At 35.7% G+C, this 13,068-nt stretch carries 15 protein-coding genes; 9 read left to right on the plus strand and 6 right to left on the minus strand.

Going from position 1 to position 13,068, the window contains the following annotated elements:
• The first annotated feature begins 402 nt into the window (after positions 1-402).
• The gene (locus H131_RS10910) at positions 403-765 is read left to right on the plus strand and encodes a nuclear transport factor 2 family protein (RefSeq protein WP_010859192.1); all 363 of its coding nucleotides are present in this window, start codon (positions 403-405) and stop codon (positions 763-765) included.
• 167 nt (positions 766-932) lie between these two features.
• Here the strand turns inward: H131_RS10910 and H131_RS10915 are convergent, their stop codons facing one another.
• A complete protein-coding gene (locus H131_RS10915) occupies positions 933-1,487 on the minus strand; it encodes a GNAT family N-acetyltransferase (protein ID WP_010859193.1) in 555 nt (184 codons plus the stop codon).
• A 495-nt stretch (positions 1,488-1,982) separates the two neighbouring features.
• On the opposite strand from H131_RS10915, the gene H131_RS10920 reads away from it, so the two are divergent.
• From H131_RS10920 to H131_RS10930, 3 genes are all read left to right on the plus strand, one after another.
• Positions 1,983-2,579, plus strand: a complete 597-nt coding sequence (locus tag H131_RS10920) for an SMI1/KNR4 family protein (RefSeq protein ID WP_010859194.1) — start codon at positions 1,983-1,985, stop codon at positions 2,577-2,579.
• 53 nt (positions 2,580-2,632) lie between these two features.
• Positions 2,633-3,118 carry a GNAT family N-acetyltransferase gene (locus H131_RS10925; protein ID WP_010859195.1) on the plus strand — a complete coding sequence of 162 codons (486 nt, stop codon included), beginning with the start codon at positions 2,633-2,635 and terminating at the stop codon, positions 3,116-3,118.
• Between the two features lie 190 nt (positions 3,119-3,308).
• Complete coding sequence (locus tag H131_RS10930; protein ID WP_010859196.1) at positions 3,309-3,728, plus strand: GNAT family N-acetyltransferase; 420 nt, start codon at positions 3,309-3,311, stop codon at positions 3,726-3,728.
• Between the two features lie 165 nt (positions 3,729-3,893).
• On the opposite strand, the gene H131_RS10935 is transcribed toward H131_RS10930, so the two are convergent.
• A complete protein-coding gene (locus tag H131_RS10935; RefSeq protein WP_010859197.1) occupies positions 3,894-4,628 on the minus strand; it encodes a class I SAM-dependent methyltransferase in 735 nt (244 codons plus the stop codon).
• Between the two features lie 467 nt (positions 4,629-5,095).
• Here H131_RS10935 and H131_RS24970 point away from each other — a divergent pair, with 467 nt between their 5' ends.
• From H131_RS24970 to H131_RS10950, 3 genes are all read left to right on the plus strand, one after another.
• Positions 5,096-5,617, plus strand: coding sequence for a CPBP family intramembrane glutamic endopeptidase (locus H131_RS24970; protein WP_268891043.1), 522 nt, complete (start codon positions 5,096-5,098; stop codon positions 5,615-5,617).
• A gap of 99 nt (positions 5,618-5,716) precedes the next feature.
• A complete protein-coding gene (ccsB, locus tag H131_RS10945; RefSeq protein ID WP_010859199.1) occupies positions 5,717-6,892 on the plus strand; it encodes a c-type cytochrome biogenesis protein CcsB in 1,176 nt (391 codons plus the stop codon).
• A gap of 22 nt (positions 6,893-6,914) precedes the next feature.
• Entirely contained in the window at positions 6,915-7,343 is a 429-nt protein-coding gene (locus tag H131_RS10950) for a hypothetical protein (RefSeq protein WP_010859200.1), read from the plus strand.
• Between the two features lie 71 nt (positions 7,344-7,414).
• Here the strand turns inward: H131_RS10950 and H131_RS10955 are convergent, their stop codons facing one another.
• The 4 genes from H131_RS10955 to H131_RS25355 all read right to left on the minus strand — a co-directional run bounded on the left by H131_RS10955 (position 7,415) and on the right by H131_RS25355 (position 10,785).
• Positions 7,415-7,615 (minus strand): cold-shock protein, encoded by a 201-nt coding sequence (locus tag H131_RS10955; protein ID WP_010859201.1) that lies wholly within the window; start codon positions 7,613-7,615, stop codon positions 7,415-7,417.
• 355 nt (positions 7,616-7,970) lie between these two features.
• Positions 7,971-8,597 carry a response regulator transcription factor gene (locus H131_RS10960; protein ID WP_010859202.1) on the minus strand — a complete coding sequence of 209 codons (627 nt, stop codon included), beginning with the start codon at positions 8,595-8,597 and terminating at the stop codon, positions 7,971-7,973.
• Complete coding sequence (locus H131_RS10965; protein ID WP_230491837.1) at positions 8,590-10,101, minus strand: sensor histidine kinase; 1,512 nt, start codon at positions 10,099-10,101, stop codon at positions 8,590-8,592. Before H131_RS10965 ends, H131_RS10960 begins: the two co-directional genes overlap by 8 nt.
• Positions 10,102-10,218: 117 nt before the next feature.
• On the minus strand, positions 10,219-10,785 hold the full coding sequence (locus tag H131_RS25355; RefSeq protein WP_230491838.1) for a hypothetical protein: 567 nt from the start codon (positions 10,783-10,785) through the stop codon (positions 10,219-10,221).
• A 213-nt stretch (positions 10,786-10,998) separates the two neighbouring features.
• Between H131_RS25355 and H131_RS10970 the strand changes: the two genes are divergently transcribed.
• Together H131_RS10970 and H131_RS10975 are read left to right on the plus strand one after the other, a co-directional pair.
• Complete coding sequence (locus H131_RS10970; RefSeq protein WP_010859203.1) at positions 10,999-11,919, plus strand: hypothetical protein; 921 nt, start codon at positions 10,999-11,001, stop codon at positions 11,917-11,919.
• A gap of 169 nt (positions 11,920-12,088) precedes the next feature.
• The gene (locus H131_RS10975; protein WP_010859204.1) at positions 12,089-13,066 is read left to right on the plus strand and encodes a thymidylate synthase; all 978 of its coding nucleotides are present in this window, start codon (positions 12,089-12,091) and stop codon (positions 13,064-13,066) included.
• The last annotated feature ends 2 nt before the right edge of the window (positions 13,067-13,068 follow it).

Here is a 13,068-nt window from a genome sequence, read left to right on the forward strand (position 1 = left end):
TGGCTTAAACCTTAATAGGGAATAAAATTCGTTAATTAATTATACGGGACTTTAGTATTTGGTTGATTTACTTTTAATGTAATTTTAATGTAGTTTTATAACTAATATAATAGATTTTTAAGCTTTTGTATGCACTGAATTTTAGAAAATCTAAAGAATAAGACATTTATTTTTAGTGTCTTTTTTACTATATAGAAAGTCGATTAGAATGGTAATAGAATGTAACGAAACGTATTGATCTACATATCTTGTCATAATTTATCAAATAACCTTTAATGTTGTTTATTTATTAAATAGTTTCTTTCATTTAAGAGCTAAAGATTAAAAAATAAATAAATCGTTGTATATTTTTGTAATAAATGGAATAATTGTTTTAGAATTATTTAAACATTTCTGGAGGAGATGAGTAGTGTAGTGGATACAAAGCTGAAAGAACAAATATTAATGCTAGAAAAACAACTAATGCATTATAGAAAAGATGATTTTGAGAAAATACTAGCAGATCATTATGTGGAGTTTGGTAGTTCTGGTATGAAATACGATAAAACAATGCAATTAAGCGCTTTAGATGATGAAACGGGCTTACATAAAATACCTTACAACATTACAGATTTTACAATTAAACAATTAGCCCCGAATATAGTCCATTCCACATATTGTACAACGACAATGGCAAGTGGTAAAAAATCGTTAAGAAGTTCCATTTGGCTTTTACATGAAACGCAATGGAAAATGTACTTTCATCAAGGGACACCAACAATGTGAACAAAAGGATAATACAGAAAAAAAGTAGCCTTGCAGAGGGAAAGACGAAGTGTTTTTTGTGCGACCGTTGGGGCAATTTTAGTTACTAACGTAAAGGATTGGGTATAATTCACAAATAGAAAACGCACGCATTCAGTAAATTTTGAATGCGTGCGTTATTGTTTTCGCTAACCCAATTCAGACCACTCTTCACGTAATAGACCAAATAAGATGATGTCATGAAATTTGCCGAAGCGGAAAAGTTCATTTCGTAAGATGCCTTCTTTTGTAAAGCCACATTTTTCGTAGGAACGTATGGCTGAGCCATTAAAGCTAAATACCTGAAGTTTAATTTTGTTTATCGCGATGTAATGAAAGATAAATGTGATGAGGGTCCGCATGGCATCTGTACCAAATCCTTTTCCGTGCCACTCTTCACCTATTGAAATCCCCACAAAGCAAGTGCTGTTTGTCCAGTTAATCGAAAAGACACTACATGAACCAATAAGCTGGTGAGAAGTCTTTTCAAAAATCCCAAAAATGAATTCTTCTTTTTTTCCACTAATACTTTGAAAGAATGAAGAATGGTCTTCAAATGTATTTGGAAAAGGAATTTCATCATTGGCGAGTAATAAAGTGCTCTTTTCGCTCTCGATTTTTACAAATGCATCTAAATCAGAAGTAGTCATTTGTTTTAAAGTAATCAATTGACCTTGAAGAAAATCATTAAAATATTGTTCCATTATATATTCTCCCTCGTTCAAGGGCTGCAGTATGAGTTACAACCCTTGGATCATTTGTTTTGCAAACCAAACATCTACTGAACTTTGCGCAATCATATTCACAACTCCTTAAAATCAGAATGAAAAAATAATAGCACATATTGGGATTTTTTTAAATAATGAATTAATTAAAGTGAAAATTAATGAAAAATGGAACTATTTTCATTTTGATCCGTATAACACTAAGAAGCTATTCCCGAATTGATAGTTTAATGGTAGATAACAACGAAATAGGGAGGTTGGTAATTTTTATAATTTTAATAATCTAAATGTTTTATCTTTCAAGGATTTATAATTCTTGCAATTTTGCTGATTATGGAAAGTTAAACAACAAGAATGTATTTTAATAGAAATTGTTGAGATTTATTAGTACAAGATGAGGCAATGATTTAGAACATATATATTGATTCGACACGGACCAAAACCGGACCAAAAAAGAAAGAAGGGTAATAAAGAATGCGACAGTTTAATCGATATTTTAGTGAATTAATTCAATATTTACCTGAAGAAGAACAGCATCAATTACAACTCACTGCAGGCGCAACTGAACACCAAATTAACGCCTTACTGGCAGTGTTTCCACAATGTCCACAATCACTTATAAGTCTATTAAAAGATGTCAACGGAACATATTATTGTAAGCATGGTGCGCATACGATTTGTGTGCTAGTCCTTGGCTCCGATTTATATGAATATCCTTATTATTTAAAGTCAATTGAGCAAATCATGAATGATGATCACATGGATGCGGAGGATAGCATTTTAGATCGATATGGAGAGTTTATGGACCAAATTGAACTAGATGAACGAATCAATATCCATGTGCCGTTAAGAGAGCGATTATGTTTTTCTGATTGCATGAATAATGGTGGTACGTCGCGCTTATACATTGACTTTACACCAAATGAGGGAGGAACAGTCGGGCAAATAATTCGTTATGTACATGACCCTGATAGTTATGAGGTCATTGCACCTTCTTTTGATGTGTATCTACAGCAACTCATGGATGGGGTATATGAATTTACTGCCATTTATGAGGAAGAGCGGGACTAGGGTTTAATGCTAGTAAACGTTTACTCAATTCACCACTAGAAAGAAGGGGTATAATGCAACTAAAATTTTATGAAGAAACCGATAGACAATTGATTGAGCAGTACACGATAACAGAACAACAGCTTCGTTATACGAAGTCCCCTCAAGATAGCATCGAACTAGCAAAAGTCGAAGCAAGCCGTCATCCAGTTCTAGCACTGAAAGAAGAAAAACTCGTTACGTTTTTGGTGCTCCATGAAAATGAAGGTGTCATACCGTATTCTACGAATGAACGAGCCATTTTAATCCGCTCATTTTCGACAGATTTTCATGAACAAGGGAAGGGCTACGCAAAGAAGGCATTACAATTATTGCCTACTTTTGTCCAAAAGTATTTTCCAACTATAAATGAGCTTGTTTTAAGCGTAGACTTGCCGAATATAGTGGCACAGGAATTGTATAAGAAATGTGGTTTTGTTGATGAGGGAGTGCGTACAAAGAGTTACGATGAAGAGCTTATAGTGATGAGTTACTACCTTGATGGAAACAAAGTTGACTAAAAAACATGTGATAAAGAGCATTCTTTTTAGCAGGAATTTTTTTGGCTGTTGTACTGACAAATTATCAGTCGTTTGTTTCTACTTAAAGTAAAAACATGTTCTGGCATCATGGCTGGAACAACATTTTTTTAGCATCGTCAGTGAAAGATCAATAGCAAGTTACTATTATTACGATTGGAAGAGATGGACAATGGAATATTCGATGTACGCTTGTATGGGTGATTTAGATGAACTTGTCACAATCGATCAACAGGTGATTGGAAGTACTACTAGACGTCATTTCATACAAAAAGCGCTTGTAGAAGAACGATGCATCATCCAAAAAACACAGAGCAGTATAGCAGGATTTCTAATTTTCAACACTGATTTTTTTGCATGTAGCTTTATTTCTTTGGTCATCGTCAAACCCACTGAGCGACGAAAAGGCATAGCAACGTCCTTATTAGCACATTACGTCGAGATGGCATCAACTCAAAAAATTTTTTCTTCGACCAATCAATCGAATACGGCTATGCAAAAAGTATTTGAAACAGCAGGATTTAAAAAGAGTGGCTATATAGAAAATTTAGATGAAGGTGATCCGGAAATCATCTATTTTAAATTAAAGTAGTATAGGTCATCAAAAAATCCTCTTGTTTTTCTTATGAGTAAGGCATTTAACCTTGAAGGGCGAACCGCAAGCCTCACAGGTGCAAAAAAGCATCTGTGAGACTTGCGGTTCACTACCCGTTGGCATATCGTGAAACGTCTACAATCAATTAGGCAACTCCCGCACTCATTTTCTTGCTTTTACTAATAAAAAGGATGGTCGCCGCAGTTCTTTTTCGAGGGAAGACAGTGTTTGAATAGCTTCTCTATCAGGAATTGGCTCAATAACTTTTTCAATCGCTAGACCGTGCGCAATAAGTGTGTTGATAATGGTTGACATAGTACGGTGGTATTTTTCGACACCCTCAACAAACCAAGTTTGTTTACGCAAGCCCTCATCCTGATAATCATCAATGGCATAATGACACCTGTTACCATCCTTATCGTAAATCCAACTTTCCATTTCCTTACGTGCTGTTACTATCGGATGCTCCACGGAGAAAATTAGTACACCGTTGGGACGTAGCATCGTCGTGATTTTGCCAATTAAGGCATGGAAATCGCTTATATAATGAAGGACAAGGGAGCTTGCAATACAATCAAAGCTGCTTGGTTTTGCCTCAAAATGCTCTAACGATTGTTGATAAAAATCAATCTTTGGGTGAGCATGCACGCTCTGCGCTATCAAAAGCATATTTTTAGAAATATCAATAGCTGTTACATGCTGTGCTCCGTTTTCAATACAATATTTTGCAAATCCACCCATACCACAACCGATATCAAGTACCTTTAAATTACAAAGATCAGGTAATAACGATTTTAAAGCTGGTTGTTCAAGCAAAGTATTAAAGTTATACTTTGTTTTTCGTAATTGTCGATAATGTTTGAAAAAATTAGGGTCATCATAAATATTTTGCTGCATGTAAAACCTCCAGTTGTTTTACATAACGTTATGTAACATTTGCGCATATTCATTCTCCCATAATTAAACAAAAAGAAATAGACTTATAATTCAATTTTTGGTAGGATGTAGATAGAGGCATGTCAACTTTAATTTTTCGAAGATACCATCTTTTCCCATTGCGGGGATAGGTGGTTTAATTTTAGCTATTCAATGTTTTGACTATGTTAAGGGAAGGGGATTACAACCTTTTGACAATATATCGTACTGTTTACGACTTTTTTTATTTATGTCATTACTATAGGTAGCCATGTTTTTTGTATCAATTCGACAATGGGCGGACTTTTTTAGGTTTAACAATGTTGATTCCACTTTTTTCAGTTTTTCTACTTCAAAAATTCATCATGAAACAAGCTATTATGCATACTTTTTCATTCATAAAACCCTCGAGGAAGTGGTTACTTTTCGCTATACTCCTACCTATTTTTATGGGTTACAGCTATCATACATATATCCGTTTAACCTATTCTGAATTTTTCCTTTTTCCTACTTTTACCGAATTCCTTCCAGTCTTTTTTATTGGCCTTACTATAGGCTCTCTTTCTGCATTGCTAGAAGAAGTAGTTTGGCGTGGTAATTTTCATTACTATTTCCGAAAACAGTACGGTTTATGGTCGACTGCTTGTTTTACAGCCGTTATTTGGTCAATGTGGCATTTACCGATTGCTCTATTTTACAAATCCTATGTCACACCAGGTATCATTTCATTGGTCTATTTATTGTTGCTATGTATGTTGTCAATTATTCTAACGCTGATAAGAGAATATGGAAAATCAATTGTTCCAGTTGCAATCATGCACGGTATGATGAATGTCTTTTATTTAAGTGAAAGGCAATTGTATATATCAATTGATAGTCAAGAAGTGTTAAAAAGTATTGGCATGTTGTTGGCTCTACTAATCTGCATTTTATTCATGTGTCATAAAACTGTAACAATTTTAAAAAAATAAATACATTTGTAGGTAAAAATGGCACTTATTTTGCGGAGCAACGTTCATTTATAGGAGAAGTTAGTTTACAGCTTCTACTAAAAAAGGATGTTAGGGGAAATGAAATTGAGTACAGAAGAGATTTTGAGTTTAAGTAGCAATTCGTTGTTTATCGCATTCATCTTGCTACTAATCGCCATTTTACCGCTAGGGCTTGCTGTGAAATCAAAAGGAAAAATATTTAAGCGTCTGGGACTGGTCCTTACATATATCGCTTTTGTTTTACAATTAGGCTATTTCATTTTAAGGTGGAATGCTGTCGAGCATGCACCAGTAAGTAATATGTATGAGTTTATGACGTTTTTTGGCATTATGCTAACTGGTAGTTTTCTGCTCATTCATTATTTGTATAAACAAATCGTTGTAGGCTTGTTTACGATTCCCGTGTCGTTAATTATTATTGGCTATGGTAGTGTGTTTGCAAAAGAGGTCACACCACTTGTGCCTTCATTGCAAAGTAACTGGCTAACGATTCATGTTATGACCGTTGCCTTTTCGAGTGCGATTTTATCTATTTCCTTTGCAACAGGTATTATTTACTTATTAAGAACCTTGGATGTTTCCAAGAGATCAATTAGTACCTTTGGTTTGGAATTTGTCATGTATTGTTTACTTGTTGTCATTGGCTTTATTGGCGTTTCCACGGTTTTTAACTTAATGACTGATGAAGTAACAGTCCAATTTGAAAATGTTCAAGGCAAGGAAGAAAAGGTAGTTTATACAATGATGCCGCTAATCGTCAATAAAGGTACTGTGACAGAAAACGGGGAATCGATAGGCTTTTTGAAGATAACTAATGCGGTTGATGCGAAAAAGCTGAATTCAATCGTCTGGGCATTTATTGTAGGCACTATTTTATATAGTATCATTCGACTTATCACAAGAAAACCAATTACTGTATTATTAAAGCCTTTAACAAACCGAGTGCAGCCGGCCTTGATGGACGAAATTTCATATAGGGCGGTTGTCATTGGGTTTCCCTTGTTTGCTCTTGGGGGATTATTATTTGCAATGATTTGGGCACAAATCGCGTGGAGTCGATATTGGGGGTGGGACCCGAAAGAGGTATGGGCGCTCATCACATTTTTATATTACGCAGCCTTTCTGCATTTTCGACTCTCTAAGGGCTGGGAAGGGGAGAAAACGGCATGGCTATCTATTATTGGTTTTGGCATCATCGTCTTTAACCAAGTATTTGTTAATTTAGTCATCGCTGGTTTGCATTCTTATGCGTAATTAATTGCAGGAGGAATGGGGTATGAACTATTTTTTTAAGATAAATGCAATAAGCGCTCTCTATGGACTTTTGTTTTTTACCTTAATAGAATTGCAATTGAATTTTTATCGTATTGTGCGTTTAACGGGCTGGGAAAGCAAAACTATAGATACTTTATTGTTGGTCGTACACCTAATGGCTTTCGTTACTGCCAGCTTGCTACTGTATAAATTGACCTATAAATGGCTGGGGTGTAGGCGCGCAAATTATTGGACAATGCTTCTTTGGTTACCTTACGCAGTATTATTTCTCATCCTATTCGCCATTGCTTTTCCGATTACAAATCGGGGCGACATGCCAGCACCTGTACAAGGTTTAATACTATTAGCTCAACTTATAAGCTACCCCTTCTGTATTGGTTTTTTGAATTTACTGTACCATGTACAAAATACTGATGTAGTACAGGGATGATAACAATAAAAGAGACACCCACAACATGTGGATGTCTCTTGGATTTTGAACTGTTAATTCTAAATTGAGAATTAAAGTTTCACAACGTTTGTAGCTTGAGGGCCACGGTTGCCTTCTTCAACGCCGAATTCAACTTTTTGACCTTCTTCTAGTGTTTTGAAACCTTCAGATTGGATAGCAGAGAAGTGTACGAATACATCGTTTCCACCTTCTACTTCGATGAAGCCAAAACCTTTTTCTGCGTTAAACCATTTTACTGTACCTTGTGTCATTAGAAAAACCTCCAAAAATTAAATTCAACAATCATATTCCTTCACTCAGTATAAAAAAACACATAGCTAGAAGATCGCATGAACACGACACTTTTGAATGCGTGATTTCATTGTTTACGATGAAGCAATTTAATTATTGTTTTTATTATATAACAGATTTATACATTTATCCAGCATATTCCGTTTTTTAGTAAGAAAAAATTACATGGGATTGTTTACAAGTATAATATTGAAAAAACTTACTAAAAAAGAGGGGATTATTGTGCCATTTTCCATCCATCCAAAGTTAAAAATGATCAACTAATAAAAATCGCTTCATAAAATTTATTTCGATAGCATTCATTTTTTTAGGTAATCAGTCAATCCATGCTTTTTCCTTGGCGACAATTACTGCTTCGGCACGTGATTCGACATGGAGTCTTACAAAGAGTTTAGATAAATAATTCTCAACCGTACGTTGTGTCACACCAATCGCTGAGGCAATGGCCTTATTGGTGCAACCTTGTGCTACAAGTTGTAAAATTTCTTGTTCTTTGTCGCTCAGTAATACCTCCTGCTGCACATTTTGATGATGCGAGCGACGTTGCACGAAATCTAAAAAGTCGGCGGACAATAAAATTTCCCCTCGAAGTGCAGCCTGAATGGTTTGAATAACTTGTTCTTTTGTTGCAAGCTTCGATAAAAGCCCATCTACTTTTTTTTCGACGAGTAGCTCGTAATAATCAGCAAGTTCGTAGCCTGTATAGAGCAAAATAACCGCTTCAGGTTGTTTTTTCTTAATCATCTCTGAAAGTTGGATGCCATTCAGAGGCTTCATATTAATATCAATTAAAAAGAGTTGAAATGTTTGCGTGTCCATTCTTGAAAGTACGGCAGCACTGTTTTGCTCTGTTGTGATTTGTACATTTACTAAGTCCTGTAATAATGTTTTTGTGCCGTCTAACACAACCGGATGATCATCTATAATAAGTATGTTAATCATGTATGTTTTCGCCTTCTTCTTGTATTTTAATATAGATATGCATGCCTTCATTTTCCTTGGAGGTTATGGTCATGTCACCATTAAAGGCGCGAACACGTTCACGAATACCGTTGATGCCCATGGAAGCAGAAGATTGCATTAAAGCTTCGATATTACAGCCGATGCCGTTATCATCGTATTGCAAAACAAAACCACGATCTAATGCAAGTAGTCTCAGAGAAACTTCTGTAGCTTCAGCGTGTTTAATAGCGTTATTGAATAGCTCCTGAACAAGACGGTATACAACTAAATGTAACGATAAATCTTGGAAATGGACACGTTCTATTTGTGTATTCAGTAAAAAATTAGCCCGAATATTTACTTTTTGTATAAGTTTTTTTAGCGCAATGTGTAAACCTAACGTATCAAGTAGGGGAGGACTTAAATTTTCACAATACTCTCGTAAATCTTTGGCTGCATTAAGAAGTTGCTCTCGGATAGCTCGCACCTTTTCTCCTTTAATGGATGGTGAGCCTGCTAGTACATCAAGCTCTCTGGCCAAATGGAGCTGCTCCTGTAAAATAGTGTCGTGTAATTCCTGCGCTAATATACTCTTTTCTTTCTCGATAATATTCCATAATAACTTATCAAGCCAAGGTAAGGGTGTATTATTGGTCACTTTCATATGCTGTATTTCAAGCACTAAATCCTCTATGAGCTTTAAACTATCGATAAGCATAGAAACGTAGAGTGCAAGTAATTCCAACCATAGTAGCTCTTCTTTTTGCAGTGTATGGCTAATCAATAATACGATTTTTTCATCCGCAGAATCATATATAAGTAGCTGTGTCTTTTGGTCTCTTGCATTAACTTCACCACGTGCTAATGAAACATCTTCTGTAATTGTTTCAATCGTAAAAGCGGTTGTGCCAAGTTTTTCAGTAATTTCATACGTGAAGCGGGCCAGTAAATCCTGTTGATTTTTTGCATTGCCCATTCGATTGACCGCTGCATATAAACTATGAACATAATCTCCATTTGACGAAAATATCACTTTTCGATGCTTGAAATCGAGTTGCTCTTTCAAATAGAAACTAGCGATATTTACTAAAAAAACAAGAACAAAGATAGCTGTAAGCAAAGTGATTGAAAGGTGGTTCACTAAAAATATCGACAGGCCTAGCGTTATGACAAATGCACTGAAAAATGCAAGTGCACAGTAATAGCGCAAGCGAGATAATTGGTACTCAATATCAAATAAGCGCTCATTTACCTGAATGAAAACAAAAGAGAAAGGTATGAACAATAAAAATAATGCACTGAATTCTGCTTGTAAAATCGGCGTATAGCGAAAAATTTCCGGAATGACAAATAAAAATAAAAAAGGTAGGAAAGGAACGATTAATGCAATGGCAATTAATCGTATTTTTGCTGAGTGTGTCCGTAAATAGCCAGTTATTAAAATACAAATCGCAGAAAGAACAAGTATACCAAACAAACCTAGAATCACAATTGGTGTTATCATTTTGAAACGAGAATCATACATTTCCAAAAAATAACAGCATGTAATGAGTATAGGTAGTAAATAGAGCCATTTCGCATGAAAAAACGGCCATTTTATATGTAGAAAATAGTAATAATGTTACAAAAAATGAATGAATACTACGAAGCATAATACAATACAATGGCCCATGACCATCTTGCCAAGTAAGTCCTCTCTGCCAGAGGCTCCAATACTTGTATAGGCTAAAGAACACGTTAATAAAAATAGTATAAGTAGGTTCGTGAGTTGATTTTCTCTATTACGTTTCCATAAATAGATAGCCACGCCAAAGGACAGCGCAAAATATAATAAGGGAAAAACAATATGTATAAACAGCTCTTCTGGCATATCTGTATGCTTGACTGGAATAGAATGAACGAACCCATCAGCCTTCAAAATGGTTAACTCATGCGCACTTCTCAATGTATGAGGTTTTCCCATCATTATTTTTTCTTCAGCAAGTTGCTGGTCGATAGTAACTAGGATGTCACCTTTTTCGATGTTTTGTTGTTGTGCCCAATCTGGATAATAAGATTTTACAATGACAGGTTGACCACTAGTTGTATCAATAGCGATGCCAATGAACGGTGTTTGGATAGCAATGACAAGTACATAAATGCCAAGAAGTAGGTATGTGATGAAAATACTGTATGTTAATTTACTCATGTACATCGCTCTTTAATGTTTAATAAAATCATGATCATGTCTCATTTCTTAAAAATGTATTTTATATATTATGCGGAATTATTGGTATTTTTGGAAGACCGAAATGGATACTTTCGGAAAACCACTAGCATTTTTTCGGAATGACGAAATAGTGTTTTCGGTCAAATATATGCTAGTGTGAACATAACAAACGCGGCGGGGAGGGGGCGTAGTGTGGGAACATGCAAACTGTCATTTATCCTGTTATTTCTAGTTGCTATGATGGCGTATCCTATGACATCAACAGCCGAAACATGGAAGACAGATGCTGTAGAAGTAGATATTTGCATTATTGGTGTCGATAATCATTTTGTCTACAAGATTCCAAAACATTTACATAATGATACTACTTATTTTGAAATGAAGGATTACTTAGAAGGTTCCTTATCCAGACATTGGAAGGTAGAGAAGGTTCATTATGAAACAAATCAATCGAATGTAGCCTATACATTTTTCATTGAGGATTTATTTCAAAAGAAGCAAAATGGACAACTAAAGATAGCTATACCATACAGTATTTTAGTGGGAATGTTTGGTGAAGAGGAGAACATACAATTACGAATCATGGCAAGTAAATTGACAAATTGGCAGGTCAATGCTACGGAATGGGCATCGCTCGGATTTGTTCAGCCATTTACATTTTTAAGTGAGCGTGAATATGTGTTTGAGGGTGCCGTCAACGAGCTATTACAGCAACGTGTTGGTCATTTGGATGGGTCCATCGTTAAAGGACAAATGATACTTTATAGTGTCATCTATTTTAGTTTCATATTATGGCAAGTGGCAACTTGTCTGTTGTTTGCGAGGCGCTTAAAAAAACGAATCCTCCAGCGTCCAGAGGAGATGCATCAGTTTAGAAAGCTTAATTATATGTACCAAATCATGCCGTTAATGATTATAATAGCTCAAATTGTGTTTCTAGTGATGTCGGGACTGCTGACAGCATTTGGGCTCTATTTTAACCCAGGAATTGATTTGTTATTTATTGCTGGACCAATTTTACTTAATATTATTGTTTTACCTATGTTCTTTGTAACGACTGAGCATGAAATTTCTAAGGAATTACGCAATAATTCGTTGGGCACGGGTATGTGATTAAACGAAAATTAATAGTAATTATATGCGAGAAAATGACGTTTCAAGTATTGATATTTCCCAATATTAACAGGAATAAGCTGTACACTGTTTTTTCCTTTTTGGCGTTCAAATGTCATTTTTGATGGTATAATGGTCAACAGCATACTTGAAGGAGCTGTTGACAGTAATGACGCATCCAGAAACTGCGTATTTAAATTTATTACAACATATATTAGAGAACGGTGTAAAAAAGGAAGATCGTACGGGAACCGGTACATACAGTGTATTTGGCTATCAAATGCGCTTTGATTTAAATGGGGGCTTTCCACTTCTAACGACAAAACGGGTGCCGTTTAAACTTGTTGCAAGTGAGCTTCTTTGGTTCATTAAAGGAGATACTAATATCCGCTATCTCTTACAGAATAACAATCATATTTGGGATGAATGGGCCTTTAAAAAATGGGTACAATCAGATGAATATTCTGGTCCTGATATGACAGATTTCGGTCGTCGCTGCTTAGTAGATGAAGCTTTTAACGCTAGTTATCAAGCTGAGCTAGCATCATTTTGTGAACGTGTACTAACTGATGATGAATTTGCTAGCAAATATGGGGAACTTGGCAATGTTTATGGTAAGCAGTGGCGTCATTGGACAACATCAACCGGAGAAAGCTTAGACCAACTGCAAGATGTTATTCATCAGATTAAGCACAATCCAGATTCGCGTCGTATCATTGTGAATGCTTGGAACCCTGAAGATGTCATTAATGCCGGAGCGAAAGGCAGTAAAGCTGCACTACCTCCTTGTCATGTCATGTTCCAATTTTATGTCGCAAATGGAAAGCTGAGTTGTCAGTTAATGCAACGAAGTCTGGATACTTTACTTGGCTGTCCGTTTAATATAGCTTCCTACGCATTACTTACGCATCTAATTGCGCATGAATGTGGGCTTGAAGTTGGCGAATTTATTCATAGTATAGGCGATGCACATATTTATGCAAATCACGTGGAGCAAGTGCAAGAACAGCTATCACGCGAGCCTAAGGACCTACCAACCTTAAAAATAAATCCAAATAAAACGTCAATTTTTGAAATGGAACTTGAAGATCTTTCACTCGAGGGCTATGACCCACATCCAGCGATTAAAGCGCCGATTGCCGTATAGCT

The organism is Lysinibacillus sphaericus OT4b.31 (assembly GCF_000392615.1).
Taxonomy (GTDB): Bacteria; Bacillota; Bacilli; order Bacillales_A; family Planococcaceae; genus Lysinibacillus; species Lysinibacillus sphaericus_B.